The organism is Nakamurella flava (assembly GCF_005298075.1).
In the GTDB taxonomy this organism is placed as follows: domain Bacteria; phylum Actinomycetota; class Actinomycetes; order Mycobacteriales; family Nakamurellaceae; genus Nakamurella; species Nakamurella flava.
This window is the reverse complement of sequence record NZ_SZZH01000007.1, coordinates 1-25,653: the sequence shown is the minus strand read 5'-3', so window position 1 is coordinate 25,653 and position 25,653 is coordinate 1. Positions and strand designations below refer to the sequence as shown.

At 71.9% G+C, this 25,653-nt stretch carries 24 protein-coding genes and 1 tRNA gene; 18 read left to right on the top strand and 7 right to left on the bottom strand.

Features of this window, described 5'->3' with window-relative positions; genetic code table 11:
• Positions 1 to 19 precede the first annotated feature (19 nt).
• From FDO65_RS20330 to FDO65_RS20315, 4 genes are read left to right on the top strand one after another with little or no spacing between them, the layout of a single operon-like run.
• A complete protein-coding gene (locus FDO65_RS20330; RefSeq protein WP_205850210.1) occupies positions 20 to 1,165 on the top strand; it encodes a LolA-like protein in 1,146 nt (381 codons plus the stop codon).
• A 5-nt stretch (positions 1,166 to 1,170) separates the two neighbouring features.
• The gene (locus FDO65_RS20325) at positions 1,171 to 2,130 is read left to right on the top strand and encodes an ABC transporter ATP-binding protein (protein WP_137451585.1); all 960 of its coding nucleotides are present in this window, start codon (positions 1,171 to 1,173) and stop codon (positions 2,128 to 2,130) included.
• Positions 2,127 to 2,936, top strand: a complete 810-nt coding sequence (locus tag FDO65_RS20320; RefSeq protein ID WP_137451584.1) for an ABC transporter permease — start codon at positions 2,127 to 2,129, stop codon at positions 2,934 to 2,936. Before FDO65_RS20325 ends, FDO65_RS20320 begins: the two co-directional genes overlap by 4 nt.
• A gap of 27 nt (positions 2,937 to 2,963) precedes the next feature.
• A complete protein-coding gene (locus FDO65_RS20315; RefSeq protein WP_137451583.1) occupies positions 2,964 to 3,620 on the top strand; it encodes a LysE family translocator in 657 nt (218 codons plus the stop codon).
• Between the two features lie 31 nt (positions 3,621 to 3,651).
• Here the strand turns inward: FDO65_RS20315 and FDO65_RS20310 are convergent, their stop codons facing one another.
• Positions 3,652 to 4,458: a lipase family alpha/beta hydrolase gene (locus FDO65_RS20310; RefSeq protein ID WP_137451582.1), complete on the bottom strand. Its 807-nt coding sequence runs from the start codon at positions 4,456 to 4,458 to the stop codon at positions 3,652 to 3,654.
• Positions 4,459 to 4,549: 91 nt separating this feature from the next.
• Here FDO65_RS20310 and FDO65_RS20305 point away from each other — a divergent pair, with 91 nt between their 5' ends.
• Positions 4,550 to 5,599: a CorA family divalent cation transporter gene (locus FDO65_RS20305; RefSeq protein WP_137451581.1), complete on the top strand. Its 1,050-nt coding sequence runs from the start codon at positions 4,550 to 4,552 to the stop codon at positions 5,597 to 5,599.
• Here the strand turns inward: FDO65_RS20305 and FDO65_RS20300 are convergent, their stop codons facing one another.
• Together FDO65_RS20300 and FDO65_RS20295 are read right to left on the bottom strand one after the other, a co-directional pair.
• Positions 5,600 to 6,550: a hypothetical protein gene (locus FDO65_RS20300; RefSeq protein ID WP_137451580.1), complete on the bottom strand. Its 951-nt coding sequence runs from the start codon at positions 6,548 to 6,550 to the stop codon at positions 5,600 to 5,602. It abuts the gene before it with no gap.
• 90 nt (positions 6,551 to 6,640) lie between these two features.
• Positions 6,641 to 7,606, bottom strand: a complete 966-nt coding sequence (locus FDO65_RS20295; RefSeq protein WP_137451579.1) for a helix-turn-helix domain-containing protein — start codon at positions 7,604 to 7,606, stop codon at positions 6,641 to 6,643.
• Positions 7,607 to 7,691: 85 nt separating this feature from the next.
• Between FDO65_RS20295 and FDO65_RS20290 the strand changes: the two genes are divergently transcribed.
• The 3 genes from FDO65_RS20290 to FDO65_RS20280 all read left to right on the top strand — a co-directional run bounded on the left by FDO65_RS20290 (position 7,692) and on the right by FDO65_RS20280 (position 11,018).
• The gene (locus tag FDO65_RS20290; RefSeq protein WP_137451578.1) at positions 7,692 to 7,949 is read left to right on the top strand and encodes a hypothetical protein; all 258 of its coding nucleotides are present in this window, start codon (positions 7,692 to 7,694) and stop codon (positions 7,947 to 7,949) included.
• Positions 7,950 to 8,085: 136 nt separating this feature from the next.
• The gene (hisC, locus tag FDO65_RS20285; protein ID WP_137451577.1) at positions 8,086 to 9,177 is read left to right on the top strand and encodes a histidinol-phosphate transaminase; all 1,092 of its coding nucleotides are present in this window, start codon (positions 8,086 to 8,088) and stop codon (positions 9,175 to 9,177) included.
• A 92-nt stretch (positions 9,178 to 9,269) separates the two neighbouring features.
• The gene (locus FDO65_RS20280) at positions 9,270 to 11,018 is read left to right on the top strand and encodes an ATP-binding protein (RefSeq protein ID WP_137451576.1); all 1,749 of its coding nucleotides are present in this window, start codon (positions 9,270 to 9,272) and stop codon (positions 11,016 to 11,018) included.
• A 17-nt stretch (positions 11,019 to 11,035) separates the two neighbouring features.
• Here the strand turns inward: FDO65_RS20280 and FDO65_RS20275 are convergent.
• Positions 11,036 to 11,123, bottom strand: a tRNA-Ser gene (locus FDO65_RS20275).
• 111 nt (positions 11,124 to 11,234) lie between these two features.
• On the opposite strand from FDO65_RS20275, the gene FDO65_RS20270 reads away from it, so the two are divergent.
• From FDO65_RS20270 to FDO65_RS20260, 3 genes are all read left to right on the top strand, one after another.
• Positions 11,235 to 11,678 carry a PPOX class F420-dependent oxidoreductase gene (locus FDO65_RS20270; RefSeq protein ID WP_205850209.1) on the top strand — a complete coding sequence of 148 codons (444 nt, stop codon included), beginning with the start codon at positions 11,235 to 11,237 and terminating at the stop codon, positions 11,676 to 11,678.
• Between the two features lie 234 nt (positions 11,679 to 11,912).
• On the top strand, positions 11,913 to 13,181 hold the full coding sequence (locus FDO65_RS20265) for an NAD(P)/FAD-dependent oxidoreductase (RefSeq protein WP_205850208.1): 1,269 nt from the start codon (positions 11,913 to 11,915) through the stop codon (positions 13,179 to 13,181).
• On the top strand, positions 13,178 to 13,999 hold the full coding sequence (locus tag FDO65_RS20260) for a DUF1365 domain-containing protein (RefSeq protein WP_205850207.1): 822 nt from the start codon (positions 13,178 to 13,180) through the stop codon (positions 13,997 to 13,999). Before FDO65_RS20265 ends, FDO65_RS20260 begins: the two co-directional genes overlap by 4 nt.
• A 52-nt stretch (positions 14,000 to 14,051) precedes the next feature.
• Here FDO65_RS20260 and FDO65_RS20255 read toward each other — a convergent pair whose 3' ends face one another.
• Together FDO65_RS20255 and FDO65_RS20250 are read right to left on the bottom strand one after the other, a co-directional pair.
• Complete coding sequence (locus FDO65_RS20255; RefSeq protein ID WP_137451575.1) at positions 14,052 to 16,469, bottom strand: MMPL family transporter; 2,418 nt, start codon at positions 16,467 to 16,469, stop codon at positions 14,052 to 14,054.
• Positions 16,469 to 17,143, bottom strand: coding sequence for a TetR/AcrR family transcriptional regulator (locus tag FDO65_RS20250; RefSeq protein ID WP_240757759.1), 675 nt, complete (start codon positions 17,141 to 17,143; stop codon positions 16,469 to 16,471). Before FDO65_RS20250 ends, FDO65_RS20255 begins: the two co-directional genes overlap by 1 nt.
• A gap of 292 nt (positions 17,144 to 17,435) precedes the next feature.
• Between FDO65_RS20250 and ypfJ the strand changes: the two genes are divergently transcribed.
• The 5 genes from ypfJ to FDO65_RS20225 all read left to right on the top strand — a co-directional run bounded on the left by ypfJ (position 17,436) and on the right by FDO65_RS20225 (position 22,300).
• Complete coding sequence (gene ypfJ / locus FDO65_RS20245) at positions 17,436 to 18,416, top strand: KPN_02809 family neutral zinc metallopeptidase (protein ID WP_137451574.1); 981 nt, start codon at positions 17,436 to 17,438, stop codon at positions 18,414 to 18,416.
• Positions 18,417 to 18,542: 126 nt separating this feature from the next.
• The gene (locus FDO65_RS20240; RefSeq protein ID WP_240757755.1) at positions 18,543 to 19,448 is read left to right on the top strand and encodes an EamA family transporter; all 906 of its coding nucleotides are present in this window, start codon (positions 18,543 to 18,545) and stop codon (positions 19,446 to 19,448) included.
• 478 nt (positions 19,449 to 19,926) lie between these two features.
• Positions 19,927 to 20,934 (top strand): NAD(P)H-quinone oxidoreductase, encoded by a 1,008-nt coding sequence (locus FDO65_RS20235; RefSeq protein ID WP_137451573.1) that lies wholly within the window; start codon positions 19,927 to 19,929, stop codon positions 20,932 to 20,934.
• 54 nt (positions 20,935 to 20,988) lie between these two features.
• A complete protein-coding gene (locus FDO65_RS20230; protein ID WP_137451572.1) occupies positions 20,989 to 21,567 on the top strand; it encodes a bacterial proteasome activator family protein in 579 nt (192 codons plus the stop codon).
• A gap of 25 nt (positions 21,568 to 21,592) precedes the next feature.
• A complete protein-coding gene (locus tag FDO65_RS20225; RefSeq protein WP_137451571.1) occupies positions 21,593 to 22,300 on the top strand; it encodes a DUF1345 domain-containing protein in 708 nt (235 codons plus the stop codon).
• A gap of 1 nt (position 22,301) precedes the next feature.
• Here FDO65_RS20225 and speB read toward each other — a convergent pair whose 3' ends face one another.
• A complete protein-coding gene (gene speB / locus FDO65_RS20220; protein WP_137451570.1) occupies positions 22,302 to 23,405 on the bottom strand; it encodes an agmatinase in 1,104 nt (367 codons plus the stop codon).
• Between the two features lie 69 nt (positions 23,406 to 23,474).
• Here speB and FDO65_RS20215 point away from each other — a divergent pair, with 69 nt between their 5' ends.
• Both FDO65_RS20215 and FDO65_RS20210 read left to right on the top strand, forming a co-directional pair.
• Entirely contained in the window at positions 23,475 to 23,822 is a 348-nt protein-coding gene (locus FDO65_RS20215; protein WP_137451569.1) for an iron chaperone, read from the top strand.
• A gap of 241 nt (positions 23,823 to 24,063) precedes the next feature.
• On the top strand, positions 24,064 to 25,614 hold the full coding sequence (locus tag FDO65_RS20210; protein WP_137451568.1) for an alpha/beta hydrolase domain-containing protein: 1,551 nt from the start codon (positions 24,064 to 24,066) through the stop codon (positions 25,612 to 25,614).
• The last annotated feature ends 39 nt before the right edge of the window (positions 25,615 to 25,653 follow it).

Here is a 25,653-nt window from a genome sequence, read left to right as displayed (position 1 = left end):
CGTCCGTACGGTGGAGATCATGCGACGGACGGACGGCACCGCGCGGCGGTGGGCCGTCGTGGCCGCCGTCCTGGCCGTCCTGGTGGCCATCCCGGTCGTGTCGGGCGTGTGGCCGGCCACCGACCAGGCCGACCGGTCCGCCGCGCAGCTGCGCGAGGCCGCCCTGGCCAGCGTCGACGTCCCGTTCTCCGGGGCCGCCGAATCCGTCGGCACCCTCGCCCTCCCGGCCGCCGACGAACTCGACGCCGCCACCGCCCAGGCCGACTCGGCCACCGTCGCCGACCTCCTCAGCTCGCGCACCACGATGCGGGTGTGGTGGCGGTCCGGTGACGAGCACCGGGTCGACGTGCTCACCAGCACCGGCGAGACCGACACGTACACCGACGCCGCCGGCCGTTGGGTGTGGGAGTACGAGGACAACCGGGCCACCCGCACCGACTCGGGCGGGTCCGGCCTGGACATCCCCACCGCCCCCGACCTGCTGCCCGGCACCCTGGGCCGCCGCCTGCTGTCCGAAGCCGACCCGTCCGAGCTCAGCCGCACCGGAGCCGCCCGGATCGCCGGGCGCACCGGGTTGGGCATCAGCATCACCCCCGCCGCCGAGGTGTCCTCGGTCGCCCGGGTCGACGTGTGGGTCGACGCCGACACCGGGCTCCCGCTGGGCGTCCAGGTCGTCGGCCGCGACACGGATCTGCCGGCGCTCGACACCCGGCTCACCGCAGTCGATCTCGCGGTCCCGACGACCGACATCACCACGTTCCGCCCCCCGGCCACCGCCCGGGTCCGCACCGGCGGGACCTCCGAGGTGCTGTCCGAGGCGGCCCGGCGGCTGCCGCTGATCGACCTCCCCGACACGCTGGCCGGGCTGCCCCGGCGCGCCGACGCCGACACCCCGGACACCGTCGCCCTCTACGGCCGGGGGGTCACGGCGCTGGCCGTCGTGCCGCTCCCCGGCGGCCTGGCCCGTGATCTGTCGCGCGCCGCCGACCTCGACCCGACGACGATCCGCGACGACCTCGGCGTCCGCCTGGCCACCGGCCCGCTCGGCTATCTGCTCACCTCCGACGTCCGCGGCCGCGGCTCCTACCTGGTGACCGGCACCGTCACCGTCGACGGGCTGGCCGTCGCCGCGGGCGAACTCCCCGGGCTGCGGGCCGCCTCGTGACGCCCGTGATCCGGACCCGCGGGGTCACCAAGCGGTTCGGGCGGGTCACCGCCGTCGACGACATCGACCTCGACGTGCAGCCCGGCGAGATCTACGGGTTCCTCGGCGCCAACGGCTCGGGCAAGACGACCACCGTGCGCATGCTGCTCGGCCTGGTGCTGCCCACCGCCGGCGAGGTCGAGGTGCTGGGCGAGCGGATGCCGCGCGGCGGCCGCCGGGTCCTCCCCCGCGTCGGGGCGCTCATCGAGGGCCCGGCCTTCTACGGGCACCTGCCCGGGGCCGAGAACCTCTCGCTGCTGGACGCCTCCGGCCCGAACGGCCCCCGTCGCACCCGACGGGCCCGCATCGCCGAGGTCCTGGAACAGGTCGGGCTGGCCGGAGTCGGGTCCCGCCCGGTGAAGGGCTACTCGCTGGGCATGCGGCAGCGGCTCGGGCTGGCCGGGGCGCTGCTGCGGCGGCCCGAGCTGCTGATCCTCGACGAACCGACCAACGGCCTGGACCCGCAGGGCATCGTCGAGATCCGCGACCTGCTGCTCGACCTGCACCGCACCGGCACCACCGTCTTCCTGTCCAGTCACCTGCTGGCCGAGGTCGAGCAGCTGGCCACCCGGGTCGGGGTGCTGTCCCGCGGGCGGCTCGTCCTGCAGGACACCTTCGCGACGCTGACCGCCCCGACCGGCGCCACCGTCATCAACAGCCCGGACCCGGACGCCGCCGTCCGGGTCCTGGGCGGCGCCGTGCTGTCCCGGGACGGGGAGCGGCTCGTCGTCCACGGCGAGCCCGACGCCGTCAACGCCCGCCTGGTGACCGCCCAGGTGCCGGTCGTCGAACTGGTGCGGCAGCGACCGACGCTGGAGGAGGTCGTGCTCGCCGCCGCCGGACCGAGCGCCGACCGGATCGACGGTTCCGGGGTCAACGCCGGCGGGCCCCGCCGCGGCGACCAGGCCAGGAGGGCAACCGGATGATCGTCGTCGAGCTCCGCAAGCTGTTCCGGCGCCCCCGCACCTGGGGAACCATCGTCGCGCTCAACGCACTACCCCTGATCGTGGCGATCCTGCTGGCCGTCACCAACCTGGCCCCCCGCCCCGGGCGGGGCCCGGCGTTCCTGTCCGCGGTGCTGACCAACGGCACCCTGTTCCCGTTGGCCGCGCTGGCCATCGTGCTGCCGCTGTTCCTGCCCATCGCCGTCGCCGTGGTGGCCGGCGAGTCGATCGCCGGCGAGGCCCAGGCGGGAACACTGCGCTACCTGCTGGCCCGGCCGGCCGGGCGGACCCGGCTGCTGGTCGCCAAACTCGTCGCCGTCCTGGTGTTCGTACTGGTCAGCGTGGTCCTGGTCGCCGGGGTCGGCTACCTCGCCGGGATCACCCTGTTCGACGTGCAACCGGTGGCCGGGACGTCGGTCTCCGGCACGACGCTGACCAGTGAGCAGATCGCCGTCCGCACCGCCCTGTCGATCGGGTACGTCACCGTCTCGATGTGCGGGGTGGCCGCGTTCGCGCTGTTCTTCTCGACGTTCACCGACTCCCCGCTGTCCGCGGCGCTGGGCGCGCTGGCCGTCCTGGTCGGCTCGTCGCTGCTGCTCACCCTGGACGCGGCCGACCCGATCGCCGCGTACCTGCCGACCCGCTACTGGCTGGCGTTCGTCGACCTGTTCCGTGACCCGATCCGCTGGACCGAGGTGGTCGACGGGCTCGTCCTGCAGGCCGTGTACGTCGGCGTGCTGCTGGCTGCGGCGTGGGCCAACTTCACCACCCGGGACGTCACCAGCTGAACCCGGCGGGCCCTACGATCGGCGGCCATGAACACCGCCGCCCTCCTCGGCTTCGCGGGCCTGTGCCTGCTGCTGGCTCTGACCCCGGGGCCCGACGTGCTCCTCGTCATCCGTCACAGCACCCGACGCCGGCGCGGGGGCATCGCGGTCGCGGTCGGCTCGGCCGCCGGGAGCATCGTCTGGGCCGCTCTGGTCGCCGGCGGGCTGGCGGCCCTGCTCGAGCAGTCCGCGGAGGCGTTCCGTCTCCTGCGGATCGTCGGCGGCTGCTATCTGCTCTACCTCGGGGTCCGGTCGCTGCTCGCCGCGCGACACACGTCCGCCGCACCGGTCGACGACCCATCCGCCGACGCCGCTCCGGCCCGGCCCGGCCGATCGCTGGTCGGGCCCTTCCTGGCCGGTTTCGGCTCCTGCCTACTGAACCCCAAGGTCGGCCTGTTCTTCCTGGCGGTGGTGCCGCAGTTCCTGCCGGACGGCGGGTCGGTCGTGCAGGCCGCCCTCGTCCTCGGCGTGATCGACGCGCTCGTCGCCCTGGCCTACCTGGCCGTGATCGCCGCCCTGACGACCCGGATCGTCGGACGGCTCCACCGCCCCCACGTGCAGCGACGCATCGAGGCCGGCTCCGGCGGGCTGCTCGCCCTGCTCGGGGCCGGCACCGTCGTCCAGGCGGCGACGGCCAGGACCTGACGGGCCCGACCGGGCCTCCCGGGGGTGACGGTCAGCCGGCCGCCTGCAGCCGCTGACAGTCGCCCGGACCCAGCGGCACCGGATCACCCGGAGCCAACTCGGCCAGCACCATCGCGCGGACGAGGGGGTCGCCGACGAGACCGCCGTGGTCGACCACCGCGTCCGCGCACACCGCCTGCACTTCGATGTTGACCGCGCCCTCCAGCACGGCCGAGTCCGGCGGGGTCACCACCTCGTCCTGGTCGGTCCAGATGGACACCCAGGTCGGGCCGGTCGGGGTCTCGTCGACGTTGAGCCGACGCAGCAGGTCGCTGTCCGGGGCCAGCTGCTGGCAGGCCAGCGGGCAGGCGCTGGTCACCAGGTCGGTCGCCGCGCCGGCCAGGTCGGTGCCGTGGTGCGGCGAGCCCAGCGTGATCACCCGACGGGCCGATGCGGCCCCGCCGGACGTGACCCACAGCCGGGCCACCACCCCGCCGGCCGAGTACCCGATGACGTCGACGGTCGTCGCGCCGGTGCGTTCCTTCGCCGCGTCCACCGCCCGCCCCAGGGCCGCCGACGCCTCGGTCAGGTCGCCGCGACCGTCCCCCGGCAGTGGGACCACGGCGGTGTCCCGGCCGGCGGCGGTCAGTTCCGCAGCCAATCCGGCCAGCGACCCGGTCGACCCGCCGTACCCGGGGACGAGCAACACCGGACCGGGCGCCGCCTGGTCGGTCGGCCGCCCCTCGTCCCGCACCGCGGGCACCACCAGAAGCACCCCGAGGGTCACCACGGCCACCGTCACCATGGCAAGGACGGCGATCAGCAGGCGACGGCGGGCGGGTGCGAGTCCGGAGAACACCCCTCCACTGTGCCGGGCCGCCGGGCCCACCCGCAGCGGCGGCCCGGTACCGGCGCAGGATGGCAGCACCCACCCGCCCTCTGGAGGTCCCGTGATCGTCGACTGCGCCGTCTACCGCGACGGGAGGCGCCGGCAGTCCGGGCCGATGCCGGTGGAGGAGATCGCGTCGCAGCGGGAGGTCGGCGACTTCGTCTGGCTCGGCACCATGGACCCGACCCCGCGGGAGCTGGACCAGATCCGGGCGGTGTTCGGCCTGCACGAACTGGCGGTCGAGGACGCGCAGGAGTTCCACCTGCGACCCAAGATCGAGCAGTTCGACGCGACCCGCGAATCCGGCGAACCGGTGCAGCTGATCATCCTGCGGACCGCCCGGTACGACGACGACCGGGAGGAGATCGACTTCGGCGAGATCAGCGTGTTCGTCGCCGACGACTTCGTCATCACCGTCCGGCAGGGCGCGGCCAGCGATCTGCGCGGCGCGCGGGCCCGCCTGGAACGCCGCCCGGAACTGCTGCGCACCGGCACCCAGGCGGTGGTGTGGGCGATCCTGGACACCGTCGTCGACGGATACGCCCCGGTGATCGCCGAGGTCGAGCGGGACATCGAACAGCTGGAGGCGACGGTGTTCTCGGGCGCCGTGGCCCCGACCGAGCGCATCTACCACCTGCGCCGCGAGGTCTCCGACTTCTACCGGGCCGTGCACCCGCTGCAGGCCGTGGTCACCACGGTGGAACGCTCCGAACCCGAACCGCTCGCCCCCTACCTGCGGGACGTCGCCGACAACCTGGCCCTGGTCAACGAGGAGGTCGCGGCTCAGCGCGATCTGCTCTCGACCGTGCTGCAGGCCAACATCGCGGTGATGTCGGCCGAGCAGACCGCGGTCGGCGTGCAGCAGAACGCGACCATCGAGACGCTCACCAAGCTGTCGACGATCTTCCTGCCGCTGACGTTCGTCACCGGGTTCTTCGGCCAGAACTTCGGCTGGCTCGTCGACCACATCGGCAGCGGCCAGTCGTTCTTCCTCTACGGCCTCGGCGCGCTGGTGCTGCCGTCGGTGGCGCTGCTGACGTGGTTCCGGATCACCGCACGCCGCCGCGCCCGGGCCGTCCCCACCCTGGCCGCGATCGTGCCGCCGTCCTGATCAGGACAGGCACTGGTCGGGGGACACCGCCGCGACCGAGGTCGGGGCGTCGGCGCCCGCCGTGCACCCGGCCACGGTGAACCGGTCACCGAGCCACCGGTAGAGCAACCAGACGGGATCCCCGGTGCCCTGGTCCTGGACGGCCAAGCCCAGCTGGCCGTCCAGGTCGACGATGGCGGCGCGGTCGGTGACCGACGGGAACGCGTCGTCGCCGGAGATGTTGCGCCACGCCCCGGTGTCGGTCAGGGCGAACGCCGACAGCAGCGCGCGGCCGTCGGACTGCACCCCCTGCACCGCACAGTGCGCCTGCCCGTCGCAGGCGAGCACCCCGCCGGGCGGGGTCGGGAAGCTGGCGCCGTAGGGCACGTTGATGACGCCGGCGACGGTCCCGTCGCTGCGGACCGACAGCAGCAGGGCCCGGCCGCCCGGGGACGAGACCAGGGCGGCGGACAGGCCGCCGGCGACGTCGCCGTGGGTGGCCAGCACCGTGCAGCTGTCGCAGTTGGCCAGTTGGACGTTGATCGCGGCGGTCGGGGCGGCGGGGTCCGGGACGGCGGTCGTGGCGGCCGGCGACTCGGCCGAATCCTGCGCGACGGTCGCGGTGGCCGGTGTGCTCGCCGGTGGCGGCGGCGCCTCCGACGCGGCGGACGTGGCCGAGCTCGGATCGGGGGCGACCGGCGAGTCGCCCCCGGGCACGGCCGCGGCGTCGGGCAGGTCCGGCACCGTGACGACCAGGGTGGGCCCGCTCGCGACGACCGCCGGCGTGCTCGACGGGGCGGCGGTGGCCACCACCGGGCTGGGGTCCGTGGCACCGTCGCTCGACGGGCCGGCGCCGTCCGCGGCGCTGCCGCAACCGGCCAGCAGGAGAGCCAGGGTCGCCGTCAGGACCACGCCGAGGCCCCCGGTGCGGCGTCGCGCCGGCCCCCGCCGCACCGCTGGTGATGTCGTCACCGTCAGTTCCTACACCGGGAGCCTTGGTCCGTCGGGCAGGACGGGCCGGGGCCGGCGGTGAACTCTGTCGTGCACCGGGGCCCGGATCGGTCAGGCGGGCACGCGGGCGGTGAACCGACGGCGGTACTCGGCCGGCGCGACCCCGAGGATCTTGCGGAAATGGTCGCGCAGCAGCACCGCCGACGAGAACCCGACCCGGGAGGCGATCTGCTCCACCGACAGGTCCGACTCCTCCAGCAGGGTGCGGGCGGCCAGCACCCGCTGCGAGGTCAGCCACTGGTACGGCGTGGTGCCCGTCTCGGCGACGAACCGGCGGGCGAACGTCCGCTCGCTCATGGCCGCCCGGCGGGCCAGCGTCGCCGCGCTGTGCGGTTCGTCGAGCCGCTCGGTGACCCAGGCCAGCAGCGGGGCGAGGCTGTCGGCCTGACATTCGGGCACCGGGCGGTCGATGTACTGGCGTTGGCCGCCGTCGCGCTGCGGGGGCACGACCATCCGCCGGGCGATGGCGATGGCCGCGGCCGACCCCAGTTCGCGACGGACCAGGTGCAAGGCGGCGTCGATCCCGGCCGACGTCCCGGCGCTGGTGACGATGGTGCCGTCGTCGACGAACAGCACGTCGGCGTCCAGGTTGACCTGGGGAAACGTCCGCTCCAGGTAGTCCGCGTGGTACCAGTGGCAGGCGGCGGTCCGCCCGTCGAGCAGGCCGGTCGCGGCCAGCACGGCCACCCCGGAACAGACGGTCAGGATGATGGCCCCACGCTCGTGGGCCCCGCGCAGCGCGTCCAGGACGGCCGGGCTGTACTCGGTCGCGGCGGTGGCGCAGACGACGATGAGGTCGACCTCGGCGAGCCGGTCGAGACCGTGCTGGGCGGTCAGATGGACGACGTCCGTGCCGGTGACCCGCAGGGGCCGCCCCAGTTGTTCGGAGACCGCAGAGAACTCGACGCGGGGCACGCCGGAAGCGGTGCGGTCGAGGCCGAACACCTCATGGGCCAGGCCGTACTCGAACATGCCGATGGGTTCGATGAGCAGGGCGGCGACGGACTGCAGAGCCATCCCGTCACGGTAATGGCAGTTTTCCTTCGACGCCTGTCTTTCATGCCACTGGTGGCAGGATCACCCTCAGCGCAGGATTTCTGCCATGACCGGATACCTCGCCCTCGCCGCCCTCCTCCTGCTGCTGTCCGTCCTGGACCTGGCCCTGCACCGGGCCCACCGCCGCACCGACGCCCTGCCCTCGGACGATCACCCCGACCGCGAACGGGTCGCCGCCGAGCTCGCCGCGATCCGCGCCCACACTGGCCCGGCGCGCCTGGTCGGCCTCCTCGCCGCGGCCGGTACCGCCACCCCGTGGCATCGGGCCCGCCTGGACGCCGACGAGGTCGATCTCGTCGGATGACCCCGACCTCGACGCCATCGACGGGACGCTTGTGCTGCGCTGCCGGGTCGGTAGCGCAGCACAAGCGTCCTGTCGATGGGTCTGCAGGCCGGGGATAGGGTCGGTCCCGCGATCAACGGCGGGCGAAGGAGATCCAGTGGCAGTGCGCATCCGGACGGTCCTGTCCACCCTCCCGTCCTACGCGCCCGGCCGGACGGTGCCCGGGGCGATCAAGCTGGCGTCCAACGAGTTGTCGTTCCCGACGCTGCCGGCCGTGAGCGAGGCCATCGCCGCGGCGGTCGGCGCCGACACCGGCACGGCCGGGATCAACCGCTACCCGGACAACGGGGCCGCCTCCCTGGTGGAGCTGCTCGCCGAGCAACTGGACGCCCCGGCCGACGCGGTGCTGACGGGCAACGGGTCGGTGGCGCTGTGCCAGCAGCTGGTGCAGGCGGTGGCCGGCGACGGCGACGAGGTCGTGTTCGGGTGGCGCTCGTTCGAGGCGTACCCGATCGTCACGCAGATCACCGGCGCCCGGCCGGTCCTGGTGCCCAACACCGCCGACCACCGGCTGGACCTCGCGGCCCTGGCCGCCGCCGTCACCGATGCGACCCGGCTGATGTTCGTCTGCACCCCGAACAACCCGACCGGCACCGCACTGACGCAGACCGAGGTGGTCGAGCTCCTCGACGCCGTCCCCGACGACGTGCTCGTCGTCATCGACCAGGCCTACCGCGAATTCGACCGGTCGACCGATCCCGTCGACGGGGTGAAATTGGCCCTGAGCAGGCCGAACGTCGTGGCCCTGGGCACGCTGTCCAAGGCCTACGGATTGGCCGGCGTGCGGGTCGGGTACGCGGTGAGCACCCCGGAGACCATCTCTGCGCTGCGGAAGGTCGCCATCCCGTTCGCGCTGTCCAGCATCGGCCAGGTCGCGGCCATCGCCGCGCTGAAGGCCCGGGACGAACTGGTGCCCCGCTGGGAGCAGGTGGTGTCCGAACGTTCCCGGGTGGTCGCCGCGCTGACCGCCGGCGGTTACGAGATCCCGCCCACCGAGGCCAACTTCGTCTGGCTGCCGCTGCGGGAGGACGCCAAGGCGTTCGCGGAGCACTGCGAGACCCACAAGGTCGTCGTCCGCGCCTTCCCCGACGCCGCCGGCGGGGTGCGGGTGACCATCGGCAGCCCCGAGGAGAACGACGCGTTCCTGGCCGCCGCGGCAGCGTGGACAGGGCGGCGGTCCAGCGACTGATGGCCGGCGACGTCCATCCCTTGTCGTAACTTACAACGCACTTGCAACATCGTGGTAAGTGGTCAGTGAAGTGGTAAGTTCGCGTCATGCGGATGGACGACTCCGACCTTGCTGCCGTCCTATCGCTTCTTCGCCGACTGGGCGGGGAACCCAGCCACATCGAGGCCAAGAAGGCCGAGGGTGGCCTCCCCAAGTCTCTTCGCGAGACCCTGTCTGCCTTTGCCAACACCGATGGTGGCTCCATCATCCTGGGCGTCGACGAGTCCGCTGGCTTCGCAGTCATCAACCTGGCGGACCCCATGGGACTTCGAGACGGCCTCGTCCAGATGGCGCGGGACGACATCACACCAGCACTCCAGATCGCTGCTGAGGTGACGGAGCTGGAGGGACACCTGGTTGTTGCTGCCGAAGTGCCAGCGGCTCCGTCAGATGCCCGGCCGGTGTACGTCACCGCCCAGGGCCTCGCCACCGGCTCGTACATCCGAGGCGGCGACGGTGACAGACGCATGACACAGGCCGAGATTGCTTTGAGCGTTGCCGGACGGGGCCAGCCCGTCTATGACCGCGAACCGGTGCTGGGTTCCAGCAGGGCAGATCTGGATGTGGACCAATTGCAGCGGACGCTCCGCCGAATTCGTAGCTCGGGGCACCGGTGGGCGGCCCAGGCAGACGACACCGCGCTGACGCACCGGCTCGGCATCACGACAGGTTCGGATGAGGACGCGCCGCTGACGCTGGCCGGCCTCCTGTGTTATGGATTGTTTCCTCAGCAGTTCTTTCCGCAGCTCATGTTGTCAGTGGTCGTACACCCTCCGCAGGACTCAGAGTCCGTGCGATTCATCGACAACCAGACTGTGAGGGGGGCTATTCCTGAAATGGTCGAGAACGCCCTCCGAGTCATCCAGCGGAACACGGCCGTCAGGTCGACGATCAGCGAACGCGGTGGGCGGCAGGATGAGCCGGACTACCCTGCCGTCGCAGTGCGCGAAGCGCTCGTGAACGCTCTCCTCCATCGCGACTACAGCCCGACCACGCGAGGGACACAGGTTCAGGTCGACATCACGCCTGAGCAGCTGAAAATCACGAGTCCGGGGGGGCTTTTCGGAGGCGTGCTGATCGAGTCACTGGGGGACGAGGGCATCTCGTCATCCCGCAATGCGACCCTCGCCAGTCTCCTATCGGAGACCTACCTGCCGAGTTCCGATGACCTGGTCTGCGAGAATCGCGCGACTGGGATCCCCTCGATGATGGCGGCGGCAAGACGCCGCGGAATTTCGCCTCCGCACTTTTCCACGACAATCTCGCGATTTGTGGTTTCAATGGATCGTTCCGAGTTGCTCGGTCCCACAACACAGAAGTGGATCGATTCTCTGCGCGCAAACCTCCCGACCAATCACCACCGAATCGCCATCGCACTGCTGCGATCAGGGCCGGTCACCAACGAGATGCTGCGACAGTGGGGCATCGATCGAATTCAGGCCGGCGCCGTTCTGCGAGACATCGTCGACCAGAACCTGGCCATCAGAGACGGAGGGCGCCGATACGCGAGGTACACCTTGGCTCCGGGATCTCCGGCCGACTCACAGCCAGACCTTTTCGGGGAGGTTTCGCCACTCAGGCAGGCGGAAGGCCGGACCGCCTCGCTGATCGGCGCCCTGGTCAAACGCGGAACAGCCAAAGCTGCCGATCTCGTCCAGGACACCGGACTGAGCCGCACTGCAGTGGTCAATCAACTCAACAAGCTCATCGAGTCCGGTGCTGTCGAAGCGATCGGTCATGCTCGTAGTCCAACGCGTACCTACCGCTGGGCGACAGATACGCCCACCCCGACTGATCGTTGACAGGACTGCCTTACTACTGGCGGAGGCGGAGGGATTCGAACCCCCGAGGCTTTGACACCTGGCCGCTTTCAAGGCGGCTTCCTTCGGCCACTCGGACACGCCTCCGGCCGGGAGCTTAGTCGGCGGCGGAGCGTCGTCCGGACAAGCTCCGCCGTTCGGCGGTCGCGGACAGGGCGCCGTACCGGACACTGGGACGAACATCCCAGGGAGGTCTTCGTGTCGACATCATCCGATTCGTCCGCGTCGTCGCCGGCCGGGGCCGCCGATTTCCACCGCCTCGGCCGCGAGAAGTACGTCGAGATGACGACGTTCCGGAAGAACGGCGTCCCGGTCCGCACACCCGTCTGGATCGGCGCCGGCAACGGTGATCTGGTGGTGTTCACCGCCCCGGACAGCGGCAAGGTCAAGCGCATCCGCAACAACGGTGCGGTCGAACTGGCCCCGTGCGGGCGGCGCGGGGAAGTCGACCCGGACGTGGTGCGCACCCCTGGGCGGGCCCGGATCATCACCGACCCGGACGAGCAGCAGTGGGCGTACGGCCGGCTGGCCGAGTCGTACCCGTTCGCGTTCCGCGCGCTGACCTTCGTCGGCGCGGTGGCCACGCTCGGCCGCCGGAAGCGCTGCTGGTTGCGGATCTCGCCGGTCGGTGCGGCGGACTGACGTGAAGTGACCCCGCGGCCCGCTTCATCGGCGCCAGCGCCCGCCGTCGAGGGCCGACCGCGAGGCCCCGAATCTGCGGCCGTCAGCACGCATACTGTGATCCCGCCACTGCATGCAGCTGCGTCACTGGGCCCGGCACCCGCCGGAGAAACCATCTGCACGGGTCGGCGCTCCGAATCACCGGCACGGCCCGGCACGAGCGCGGGTCGGGCGGCGAGGAGAGGGGTCACTGACGTGCGCATCGCGGTCATCGGGAGCGGGGTCGCCGGGCTGACCTCGGCCTATCTGCTGCGACGGGTCGGTGAGGTCCATCTGTTCGAGGCCGACGGCCGGTTGGGCGGGCACGCCCACACCCACGAGGTGCCGCTCCGCGACGGCCGGGTCGCCGGCCTGGACAGCGGGTTCCTGGTCCACAACGACCGCACCTACCCGAACCTGCTGCGACTCTTCGCCGAGCTCGAGGTGCCCACCCAGGACGCCGAGATGTCGATGAGCGTCTGCTGCGACGGGTGCGGGCTGGAGTACGCCGGCGCCAAAGGGCTCAGCGGCCTCTTCGCCCGCCCGTCGTCCCTGGCCCGTCCCCGTTACCTGGCCATGTTGCTGCAGGTCAAGCGCTTCCACGCGCGGGCCCGCCAGCTCCTGGACGACGAGTCGCCGACCGCCGACGCGGTCACTCTCGACGAGTTCGTCCGGACGAACCGCTTCGGCACCTACTTCACCACCCACTTCCTGTATCCGCTGGTCGCGGCGGTCTGGTCGTGCGGGTTCGACGGGGCCCGCACCTACCCGGCGCGCTACCTGTTCCGCTTCCTGGACAACCACGGGATGCTCACGGTCACCGGGTCGCCGCAGTGGCGGACCGTCACCGGCGGGTCCCGGACGTACGTGGAGCGGGTGGCCAAGCAGCTGTCGTCGGTCGCGACGGCGACCCCGATCCGCGCCGTCACCCGGCACGCCGACGGGGTCGAGCTCCGCGACGAGACCGACGAGGTGCACCGCTTCGACCGGGTGGTCCTGGCCACCCATCCCGATCAGGCCCTGGCGATGCTGGCCGACGCAACGGCCGACGAGCAGCGGCTGCTGTCCCGCTTCGGCTACGTCCCGTCCACCGCGTTCCTGCACACCGACGGGTCGCTGCTGCCGTCGGCGCCGCGGGCCCGGTCGTCGTGGAACTACCGGATGGCCTCCTGTGCCTCCGACGACCAGCGCGTGCACATCAGCTACGACCTCAACCGGTTGCAGCGGGTCGACGACCGTGACGACCACGTCGTCACCCTGAACCCCGATCACGAGATCGACCCGGCCCGGGTGCTGGCCCGCATGGAGTACGCGCATCCGACCTACACGCCGGACAGCGTGGCCGCCCAGCGGGAGATCGGCGTACTGAACACCGACCGGACCGCGTTCGCCGGGGCCTGGCAGGGCTGGGGTTTCCATGAGGACGGGTGCGCGTCCGGGGTGCGCGCGGCGGCGGCGTTCGGGGCGGGGTGGAACGTCGGGTGACCACCCTGGACCGCCCGGCCGCGGGGCAGTCGGACCCGTCTCCGCACCTCGACGACCGGGGCGAGGCGTGGGCCTGGCTGTACCCGGCGACCGTCGGGCACCGCCGCAACCCGTCGGCGCCCGGGGCGGTCACCCGGCAGTTCCGCTACCGCAGCTACTACTGGCTGGTCGACGTCGATGTCCTCGCCCGACGGGAACCGGTGGCCCGCCCGCTGCGGCCGTTCGCCCGCTTCCGGAGCGCCGACCACCTCGGGGACCCGGACCGCAGCCTGGCCGCCAACGCCCGTGCGGTGCTGGCCGAGGCGGGGCTCCGCGCCGACCGGATCCTGCTGCTGACCTGCCCGCGGGTGGGCGGCCACGTCTTCAACCCGCTGTCGGTCTTCTACTGCCTGGTCGGTGAACCGGGCGCCGAGCGGCTGGACGCGGTGATCGCCGAGGTGCACAACACGTACGGCGGCCGGCACGTCTACCTGCTCCGCCCCGACGGGACCGGGCGGGACACCACCGAGAAACGGTTCTACGTCTCGCCGTTCCTGCCGATGGGCGGCCGGTATCTGATGCGCGTGCCCCCACCCGACGAGAACCTCGCCGTCTCCATCGCCCTGCAGCAGGACGGCGCCACCCCGTTCGTCGCCACCCTCACCGGCCGGCGCCGGCCCGCGACCACCGCGAACGTGCTGCTCACGCTGCTCCGCTGGCCCCTGGTCACCCTGCGGACGGCGGCGTTGATCCGCTGGCAGGGCATCCGGTTGTGGCTGCGCCGGGTGCCGGTGCAGCCCCGGCCGCCGGACGCCACCCGGGCCGAAGACGGACGCTGAACGACGACGAGCCGCGCCCCACCCGGGGATCGCGGCTCGTCGGCGATCAGGATCAGTCCCGGGCGCGGTGCCGTCCGCCGGCCGGCTGGGCGGCCGACCCGTCGGTCGCGGCGCCGTTGCTGGTCGACCCGTCGCTCGCGGCCCCGTCCAGCGGTGCGGTCAGCCCCGAGGCCGGCTGGCCGTCGACCCGGGCGTGCGCACCGCGGACCGTCGCACCGTCGGAGTCCGGACCCGAGGCCCCACCAGCGCCCACCCCGACCATCGCGGGAGCGGGACGGTCGGCGTCCAGCTGGGCCAGCAGCTTCTCGCCCTCGATGTCGACGTTCGGCAGGATGCGGGCCAGCCAGGCCGGCAGGTACCAGGCGGCCTGGCCGAGCAGCCGCATGATCGCCGGGGTCAGCGTCATGCGGACGACGAACGCGTCGACCAGCACACCCAGACCCAGCGCGAACCCGATCGAGGCGATGATCTTGTCCGGCGCCAGCATGAAGCCGGCGAATACCGACGTCATGATGATCGCCGCGGCGGTGACGACCCGGGAGCCGTTGGCGAAACCGGTGACCACCGCGGTCTTCGGGTCGGCGCCGTGCACGTACGCCTCGCGCATACCGGACACCATGAACACCTGGTAGTCCATGGCCAGGCCGAACAGCACGCCGATCAGCAGGATCGGCAGGAAGCTGATGATCGGCGCTGGGGTGTCCACCCCGAAGATCGCCGACAACCAGCCCCACTGGTAGACCGCGACGACGGCGCCGAAGGCGACGCCGATGGAGAGCAGGAAGCCGAGGGCGGCGACGACCGGCACGACGATCGACCGGAAGACGAGCAGCAGCAGGACCAACGCCAACCCGACGACGATCAGCAGGTACACCGGCAGCGCCGACGCCAGCTTGTCGGAGATGTCGATGGCCACGGCGGTCAGCCCGGTCACCTTCAGGGTCGCGCCGACCTGGCTGCCGAGCGGGCCGGCCTGATCGCGCAGGGTGTGGACGAGGTCGACGGTCGCCTCGTCCGACGGCCCGGACTTCGGAACGACGGTGATCAGTCCGTAGCTGCCGTCCGGGCTGGCCCCGGCCGGGAGGGCCACGGCGACATCCGGGCTGGCGGTCTGCAGTGACTGCGCCACGCCGCCCAGGATCTGCTGCATCGAGGCCGGGTCGGTGCCCGGGTTCAGCGCGACCGTGACCAGCAGCGGCCCGTTCGCCCCGGCGCCGAACGACGAGGTGACCGCGTCGTAGGCCTGCCGCTGGGTGGTGTCGGGGGACGCAGAACCGTCGTCCGGCAGGCCGAGCTGCAGCGAGGTGACGGGGATGGCCAGCACGCCCATCGCGACGACGCCGCCGACGAGGAACAGCGCGGGCTTGCGGGCGATGGCCCGGATCCACCGGTTCGGCTCGTGGTGCTCGACGGTGGCCGACGACCCGGCCGACCCGTCGCGCAGGGCGGCGGCCGCAGCGCGCGCCTTGCGGGGCAGCACCTTGTCGCCGGCGAAGCCGAGCAGGGCGGGCAGCAGGGTGATCGCGATCAGCACGGCGACGGCCACGGTGCCGGCGGCGGCGATCCCCATGATCGACAGGAACGGGATGCCGACGACCGACAACCCGGCCAGGGCGATGAGCACGGTCAGGCCGGCGAACACCACGGCACTGCCGGCGGTGCCGTTGGCCCGGGCGATCGACTCCTCGATGGCCATCCCGCCCTTCACCTGGGCGCGGTGCCGGGACACGATGAACAGCGCGTAGTCGATGCCGACGGCCAGGCCCAGCATCAGGGCCAGGATCGGTGCGGTGTTGGACATCTCGATGGCCGATGAGGCCCACAGGATGCCGGACACCCCGGTGCCCACCCCGATCAGCGCGGTCAGCATCGGCAGACCGGCGGCCACGAACGAGCCGAAGGTGATCATCAGGACGACCAGCGCGACGATGACGCCGAGCCCCTCGGTGGACCCGACCGACGGGGCCTGCGGAACGGTCCCGCCGCCGCGGAAGATCTGCAGACCGTCGACCTGGTTGGCGTCCGCGATGGTCTTGATCTCGTTCTGGGTCTCCAGCGGGATCTCGGTGAGCTGCCCCTTGAACGACGCGGTCGCGAAGCCGACCCGCTGGTCGGGCGAGACGGTGCGTGCGGTCGCCGGATCGACGATCGACGTCACGCCGGGCAGCCCGGAGACCTCCTTGACGACCGTTCCGATGGCCTGCTGATAGGCCGGGTCGGCCAACGTCTTGCCCTCGGGGGCGACGAAGACGATCCGGCCGGTGGCATCGCCGGAGCCGGGGATCTTCTCGTTCAGCTCGTCCAGGGCGGCCTGGGCGGGGGTGCCCGGAATGGACAGCGAGGTGGTGAAGGTGCCGGCCAGGGTGGCCGCGGCGGTGCCCATCCCGAAGAAGATCACCAGCCAGCCGATGAGGAACGCGCGACGGTGACCGACGGCCAGCCGTCCGAGTCGGTACAGGAAGGTGGCCATCAGTTCTCTCCGTCGGATCGGGCGGGGCGGGTGGTGGGGGCGGCCGGACGCGATGCGGCCCCGGGCAGGGCGGTCAGGTCGATGAAGGAGAAGGCCAGGGCGATGCGCTGCTGGAAGCCGAGCAGACCGTCGGGGCGACCGGCGTCGAACCAGTCGCGCAGACACTCGCCCCCGGCGAGCAGGGCGTAGCCGGCGAACAGGCGCAATTGCAGGTCGTCGGCGGGGACGTCGAGGAACTCGCCGAGGGCCTGGCTGAGGTCGGCGGCGAGCTCGGTCTCCAGGGCCGTGCTCATGGCCTGGACCTCGGGTTCGGCCTCGCAGACCTCGTGCAGCAGCTCCCAGCGATGCGGCAGGTCGGTGGCCAGCCGCTCGAGCGCGGTGGCCAGCACCTCGATGAGGGGCGTCCTCGCCGGGGCCTGCCGGACGGTCTGCAGGACGTCGTCCAGCCAGCCGGCGCTGACGGCGACCAGGCACTCGGCCTTGCCGGAGAAGTAGTTGGAGAAGGTGCGACGGGAGACGCCGACCCGCTCGGCGATGTCGGCCACGGTGACGTGGTCGTAGCCACGTTCGGCGACCAGGGCCAGGGCCGCGTCGGCCATCGCCCGCCGGGTCGCGTCCTTCTTGCGCTCGCGCAGGCCGACGGCCGGTTCGGCGGTGGGGGTGGAGGTGCTCACCGGGCCACAGTAACGACGATCTTGCCCATTGCGCAAACTTTCCTCCCGGGCAAAAATGCCGGACCGGTCACAGCCGCGAGAGTCACCGACCTTCACAGTGCGTGGTCCGCCGAGCGGCCCGGGCAGATCAGCGGCCGTCTTCACCCGATCGGAAACCTCATCGGGTGTCGTCCCGACCCGCGCCCGAGCCGCCGTCGGCCCCACCGCTTAACCTGTGGCCACCGCCACCTGCGCGGGTGATCGACCGGTGATCCGGCGGCAGCCGACATCGCCACCGTCCTGAGGAGGGGCCATCAAGTTCAACCCGAATGCGCGGCTGGACACCTCGCAGGTCCAGGACCGGCGGCGCAGCGGCGGACGGGTCACCGTGCCCACCGGCGGCGGCTCCGGGGGTGGCTTCGGCGGGATGCCGTCCGGCAAGGGTGGACTGGCCGTCGGCGGCGGCGCCCTGGGCATCATCGGCATCATCGTCTTCGTGATCCTGTCGATGGTCAGCGGCGGCGGGGGCGCCAGCAGCTCCCCCGGGCTCCTGCAGGGACTGGCCGACAGCGGATCGAACTCCTCGCTCGACAGCGGTCAGCTGGCGAGCTCCTGCCGTACCGGCGCGGATGCCGCGACCAACGAGGACTGCGCGAACGTCGCGTTCATCAACTCGATCCAGGACTACTGGTCCGACACCTTCGCGGCGTCCGGGGTCACCTACCGACCGGCCACCACGGTGTTCTACTCCGGCCAGACGCCCACCGGCTGCGGCCCCGGCGACAAGGGCATGGGGCCGTTCTACTGCCCCGCCGACCAGCGGGTCTACGTCGACCTCACGTTCTGGGAGGAGCTGAAGAACCGCTTCGGCGGCAACGACGCGCCCTTCACCCAGGCCTACGTCCTGGCCCACGAGTACGGGCATCACGTCCAGAACCTGCTCGGGACCAGCGACCGGGTCGGCAACGCGGTGGGAGCCACGTCCGGTGCGGTGCGCCTGGAACTGCAGGCCGACTGCTACGCCGGGGTGTGGGCCAACCACGCCACGTCCACGCCGGGCGCCGACGGTCAGGTCCTCATCACCGACATCTCGCAGACCGACCTGAACAACGCGCTGCAGACCGCCGGCATCATCGGCGACGACTACATCCAGTCCGAGCTCGCCGGCCAACGCGTCGACCCGTCCCAGTTCAGCCACGGCACCTCCGCCCAGCGGCAGAAGTGGTTCACCACCGGCTACCAGACCGGGCAACCGCAGGCCTGCAACACGTTCGAGACCAACGACCTGGGCTGAGCCCCACCCGCGACTTGGTCAAGACCGCCGCTATTCCGTCGGCGAGGCGGCGTGTCGTCCCCAGTCGCGGCGACGGTCGGCAACAGGTCCGGAGTCGAACCCCGTCGGCACCTACAGTGACTCGCTGTGCCCGCCGACTCATCCGTCCGCAGTCGACGACCGGGCGGCATCCCCGTCCCGCTGTTGTTCCTGGCCTCGGGCATCAGCCAGTACCTCGGCGCCGCCCTCGCGGTCAGCCTGTTCACCGTCGTGACGGCCGCCGGGATCGCCTGGTGGCGGATCGCGGCGTCGGCGGTCGTGCTGCTGGCCTGGCGGCGACCGTGGCGCAGCCGCTGGACCCGCACGGAACTGCTGCACTCGGCGGTGTTCGGGGTCGTGCTGGCGACCATGAACGTCTCGTTCTACATCGCCATCGATCACCTGCCCCTGGGCACGGCCGTGGCCATCGAGTTCCTCGGCCCGGTCGCCGTCGCCGCCATCACCGGATCGGGGTGGCGGGACCGGGTGGCCATCGTGCTGGCCGCCGGCGGCGTCGTCCTGCTGTCGATCGTGGAGCTGGGCACCGGCGAGTCCGGAACCGTCGTCGGCCTGATCGCCATCGGCATCTCCGGGCTGACCTGGGCCGGTTACATCCTGCTGGGCCGGCGGATCGCCGCCCGGCGGGACGGCATCTCGTCGCTCGCCGTCGGGATGACCGCCGGGGCGCTGTTCTACCTGCCGCTCGGCGTCACCGTCATCACCCCGGTCGTCGCCGACCTCGGCCGGCTGGCCGCGGTGCTCGGCATCGCCGTCCTCAGCTCAGTGGTGCCGTACGCGCTGGAACAGGTCGTGCTGCGGCGGGTGACCGCGGCCCGGTTCGCGATCCTGCTGGCCCTGCTCCCGGTGACCGCCGCGCTGGTCGGCGCCGTCGTGCTCACCCAGGTCCCCACCCCGGCCGAGCTGGCCGGCATCGCCCTGGTGTGCACGGCCATCGTGCTGTCCGCCGACCGTCCCCCGCCGCAGGACGCCGCGTCGCTCCCGGCGACGTCCTGACCCCGGCCCCCTGGGGACTTGGTAAAGACCGCCGCTGTTTCTGTCGCGGAGGCGGCGTGTTGCGCTCAGTCGCGCCCAGCAGGTCAGGTCGTGGGCAGCCCGAGCAGCCCACGACAGGCGTCCAGACCCGCCACCCGCAGCGTCCAGTCCGGCCGGCGGAAGTCCTCGGGCGTCACCATCAGTCGCTGCGACACCGCGCGTTCACCGGGTCGGCGTTGGACGTACTCGAGGCCGTTGGGCCGGTAACCCAGCCGGTCGGAGACGCCGCGGGAGCGCGGGTTGTCGACGAACGGTCATGCGCCTCCCTCGATCCCGCCCTCGCCCCGCCGCGACTGGGTAAAGACCGCCGCTGTTCTGTCGCAGAGACGGCGTGTTGCGCCCAGTAGCGCGGTAGGGGACGCCGGTTGGGCGGCCGATGCGAGTGGACCGAACCTAGGGCACGGCCGGGCCCCCGGTCAGGCGGATTACCCTCGGGCCCATGTGGGCGGTGACCGTGGACGAGCCGGGTTCTCCGGCGACGCTGGGCTGGAACGAGGTGCCCGACCCCGAGCCGGGGCTCGGTGAGGTCGTCATCGACGTCGCCGCGGCCGGGGTGAACCGGGCGGACCTGTTGCAGGCATCCGGGCACTACCCGCCGCCGCCGGGGGCGTCGACGACCCTGGGGCTGGAGTGTTCGGGGACGATCAGCGCGGTCGGCGACGGAGTCACCGAGTGGCCGACCGGCGAGCCGGTGTGCGCGTTGCTGGCCGGCGGCGGATACGCGGAAAAGGTCGTCGTGCCTGCCGCCCAGGTCATGCCCGTCCCGGCCGGGGTCGATCTGGTCGACGCGGCCGGGCTGCCCGAGGTCGCCTGCACGGTCTGGTCGAACCTGGTCCTCACCGCTGGGCTGCGCTCCGGGCAGACGGTGCTGATCCACGGCGGGTCGTCCGGGATCGGCACGATGGCGATTCAGGTGGCGAAGGCCCTGGGGGCGACGGTCGCGGTGACCGCCTCCCGGCCCGAGGCGCTGGCCGCCTGCCGCGAACTCGGCGCCGACATCACCATCAACTACCGCGACGAGGACTTCGTCGAGGCGCTCCAGCAGGCCACCGACGGCCGGGGCGCGGACGTCATCCTGGACGTGGTGGGGGCCAAGTACCTGGCCCGCAACGTCGCCGCCCTGGCCGACGGCGGCCGCCTCGTCGTCATCGGCATGCAGGGCGGGACGACGGCCGAACTGGACATCGGCGCGCTGCTGCGCAAACGCGCCGGCGTCATCGGGACGGCGCTGCGGTCCCGTCCGGTGACCGGTCCGGGGTCCAAGGGCGAGGTGGTCACGGCGGTCGTGGAGCACCTGTGGCCGCTGATCGCCGCGGGTCGCGTGCGCCCGGTCATCGACCGCGTGATCGAGATGTCCGACGCCGGTCAGGGCCATCGCCGGTTGGCCGAGGGTGGACATCTGGGCAAGGTGCTGCTGCGGGCCCCCGGCGGGGAACAGTTCAGCTGACGGACCCGTACCGTCCGCATCCGGATCAGCACCACCACCGATAGGAGACACGACGTGACCGAGACGCCGAACCAGAAGGTCGTGGTCATCGGCCCGGACGGCCAGCCGGTGGGCTACGCCGACGTGCCGGCCACCGACGGACGGTCCGGTGACGGCCCCACGTCGGGCGACCAGGGGCAGGACGGTCCGGTGTCGCCGGGCGACGCGATCGGCGAGCCGGCCAAGGTCATGCGGATCGGCACCATGATCAAACAGCTCCTCGAGGAGGTCCGGTCGGCGCCGCTGGACGAGGCCAGCCGGGCCCGGCTCAAGGAGATCCACCAGCGATCGATCAAGGAGCTGGAGGAGGGACTGACGCCGGATCTGCGGGAGGAACTGGAACGGCTGTCCCTGCCGTTCGACTCGGACGAGGTGCCGTCGGAGTCCGAGCTGCGGATCGCCCAGGCCCAGCTGGTCGGCTGGCTGGAGGGTGTGTTCCACGGACTGCAGGCCGCGCTCGTCGCCCAGCAGGTGGCGGCCCGCGCACAGCTCGAACAGATGCGTCGGGGTGCGCTGCCGCCCGGCCTGGGCGGCGGGGAGGGCGGACCCGGGCATCCGTTGGGCGGTGGGTCCGGCACCGGCCAGTACATCTGAGCCGAGGACGACCCGGGGGGGCGAGATGACGATCGACGAGGGGAACGGGCGGCGACCGGCGGCTACTGGTGACGTGCCGACGGCGATGGAGGTGACCCGGTCGGCCGGTCCCGCGGCGTTGCTCCGCATCGCGTCGGTCCGGGCGACGGAGATCCTGCTCATCGTCCTGGGCGTCGGTTTCCTCACCACCGCCGACGACCTCGGGGTGTGGTTCCTGGTCTGGTGGAACGTCGTCGCCTTCGTCTACATCGTCGTCGGCGCGGTGGTGCTGCGACGGAGCCGGCGGGGCACACGCGTGCTGAATCGGCACCCGTGGACCGGCCGGCTGCGGATCACGTTCCTGATGGTCACCATGGTCAGCCTGACCGGTCTGGGCGCCGCGATCGACGTGGCCTGGGGCGACGCGGAGCAGCTCACCGAGGAGCAGCAGTTCTGGCACGCCATCACGGGCACCATCGCGATGCTGCTGGCCTGGGTCCTGCTGCACAGTGCCTACGCCCGGTGGTACGCCGGGCATTACGACCGGATCGGCGGTGGGTTGCGGTTCCCCGAGACCGAGGTTCCTGGCCCGGTCGACTTCCTGTACTTCGCCATGACGATCGGCACCGCGTTCTCGGCCTCGGACACCCTGGTGACCACCACCGAGATGCGCTGGCACGTCCTGGTGCACCAGGTGGTCGCGTTCTTCTTCAACGCGGCGGTGCTGGCGTTCGCGATCGGGATCCTGCGCTGACTCAGAGCGGCCGCTCGTGCTCGCGGTCCTGTTCCCTCTCCCGCGCCGTCCGTACCGCGTCCTGCACGGCCGGGGCGCCGGACCTGCCCGGAACCCGCAGGGCCATCAGCGGTGTCGTCTCGTCCCAGACGGTGCCGGCGGCGAGATCGGCGCGCCGCCGGGCGATCCCGGACAGCGTCTCCAGCACGACGCGGTTGCCGAGCATGGCGGTGACGTCGGCGTGGTCGTAGGCCGGGGCGACCTCCACGATCTCCAGGCCGACCAGGTCCGCCTCGCGACCGATGCGACGGACGGCGTCCAGCAGTTCCCGACCGGTCAGCCCGCCGGGTTCCGGGGTGCCGGTTCCCGGTGCGAGACCGGGCTCGACGACGTCGATGTCGACGGACAGCCAGACGCCGTCGGTGTCGGTGGCGGCGATGGCCAGCGCCTCGGTCAGCACGGCGTCCAGCCCCCGGCGGCCGATCTCGGCCATCTCGTAGCAGCGCATGCCCTGCTCGGCCATCCACTGCAGTTCGGGGGGCTCGGGCCAGTAGCCGCGCAGGCCGATCTGCAGGAACTTGTCCCCGGGGACCGCGCCGGACTCGATGAGCCTGCGCATCGGCAGGCCGTGCCCGTAGAGCGACCCGAACTGGATGTCGCCGGTGTCGGCGTGCGCGTCGAAGTGGATGACGGCCAGCCGGCCGAACCCCAGATGCTCGGCGACGGCGGTGATGTCGGGTTGGGCGACGGTGTGGTCGCCGCCCAGGACGACGGGGATCTTCCCGGCCGCGGCGACGGTGTGCACGGCCTGGCGCAGCGCGTCCAGTGACCGGGTGATCTCGGTGGGGGCCATCTCGACGTCTCCGGCATCGACCACCCCGAGGTCGAGGAGGGGATCGACGCGCAGGGCCAGATGTGGCCGGGAGCCGGTGTGTTCGGAGTAGTCGCAGGACCGCAGGGCCATCGGTCCCATCCGCGCACCGGAACGGTAGGAGGTGCCCGAGTCGAACGGGGCGCCGATGATGACCGCCTGCGCGTCGGCCCAGCTGGCCGGGTCGGAAAGGTCGCACCGCGGCACCCCGGTGAACGTGATGTCCGGTCCGTACATCGAGCCGTAGCGGGTCATGCGGTCAGTGTGCCGCGCAGAGGTGGCGCTCCGGTCGCGGACACCCGCCGGTCCGGCCAGGATGGCTCGATGGGGACCGTCGACGACTATCTGGCCGGCCTGGAACCGGCCGACGCCGACCTCGTCGGCCGCATCTACGCCGTCGCCCGGACCGTTGCCCCGCAGGCCGAGCAGGGCACGAGCTACGGCATGCCCGCATTGCTGTTCCGGGGCAAGGGCCTGCTGGCGGTGATGCGGGCACGCAAGCACATCGGTGTCTACCCGTTCAGCGCCGCCGCCGTCGAGGCCGTCGCCGACCGGCTCACCGGGATCGACCACGCCAAGGGCACGATCCGGCTCCCCCCGGATCAGCCGATCGACGAGGAGTTGGTCCGCGCCCTGGTCACGGCGCGCCTGGCGCAGATCGACGGTCGCTGACGCGCGAACCATCGCCGGCAGCGGTACGGCAGTGTGCCGTTGCACAACGAAAGTCGTTGTCGCAGAACGACTGTCGATTCTGTGAAGACCTTGTGAACCGATCGTGTGAACACATAGTTTGTGGTCACTCACCCGGCGTCATCGCAGGGCGCATCCCTCGGGTCGGGCCCCAGGCCCACGCCCCCGTTCGGCGCGCCCTGACCGCGGACCCACCGGACACCGTCGTTCGTAGGAGAGGTCGATGCCCCACCCTGCCCGCAGATTCGCCGGGCTGCTGTTGACGGCACTCGTCATCGGCAGCACCGTCAGCGTGACCACCCCGGCGGCGGCCGCACCCCCGTCCCCACCGCCCGGCGGCATCCCCGTCCCCACGGTCAGCGCGCCCCTCCCGGTCACCGCCGATTCCTACCCGTTCGGCGCGGCCGACCACCAGTTGCGCCCACAGGACCTCCGCAAGGACCAGTACGTCGAGGAGGAGTACCTGGTCAGCGGGAAGGCCAACGTCTACACCTGGCCCGGGCCCGGGCCGGCCGAGATCCGCACGGCCGACGCGCCGTACACCACCCGCGTCCTCGTCCGCCGCCCGGACAACGGCAAGCGGTTCAGCGGAAACGTCGTCGTCGAGATGCTCAACCCGTCCAACCGGTTCGACCTCAACATCGGCTGGGCGGTGGCCCAGCGGCAGATCATCGCCAACGGCGACGCCTGGGTCGGGATCACCGCCAAGCCCATCTCGGTGGACGCGCTGAAGACGTTCGACCCGCAGCGTTACGCGCCCCTGTCGTTCGCCAATCCGCTCCCGTCGGACGACCCGGCCAACTGCCAGGCGGTCGCCACCGACAGCTCCCGCAGCACCGAGAACGGGCTGGCCTGGGACATCTACAGCCAGGTCGGCACGTGGCTGCGCAGCGACGCCCCGACCAACCCGCTGCGCTATGCGAAGAACCGCAGCCAGGTCACCAAGGCCTACGGCTTCGGCTATTCGCAGACCGGCGGCTACCTGGTCAACTACATCAACGGCATCCACCCGCGGGTCGTCGCCGCGCAGGGCAAGCCGGTCTACGACGCCTACATCGTCGCGGTCGCCGGCGGCGCCTTCGTCGGCGCCGTGCCGATGAACCAGTGCGAGGCCGCCCCGCCGGTCGACGACCCCCGCCGGCAGTTCAGCAACGTGGGCGTCCCGATCATGCGGATCATGTCCCAGTCCGACTACCTGATCGGCATCGCGTCCCGGCGTCCGGACAGCGACGCTCCGGGCGATCAGTACCGGCACTACGAGATGGCCGGCGCCGGTCACGCCACCCCGGACGAGCTCTACTACTCCGCCGCCCCGGACGACATCGTGCAGGCCGGCCGGGACGTCCCGCCGCTGTCCTGCAACGAGGGACCCCGGAGCCGGTTCCCCAGCGCCATCTTCTTCGACGCGGCGCTCCGCAACATGGACGCCTGGGTCCGTAGGGGCATCGCCCCGCCGCGGGCCGAGCCGATCCGTGTCGAGAACGGCGCCCCGGTGCTCGACCGGTTCGGCAACGTGCAGGGCGGGCTCCGTTCGCCGTACCTGGACGTGCCCACCAGCACCTGGAACGGCACGGCGACCGGCGCCTCGTTCTGCTTCATCGCCGGCTGGGAGAAGCCCTTCGACCAGGCCACGCTCAAGGACCTCTACCGCAACCAGGGGAACTACCTCCGGCAGGTGCGGCAGGACGTCGACCGGCTGGTCGACCAGCGCTTCCTCACCCGGGAGGACGGACGGTGGCTCATCAAGGAGGCGACCAAGGTCAAGGTCTGCTGACCTAGGCCTCGCTCGATGGAGATCCGGCGGTGGGGGGGG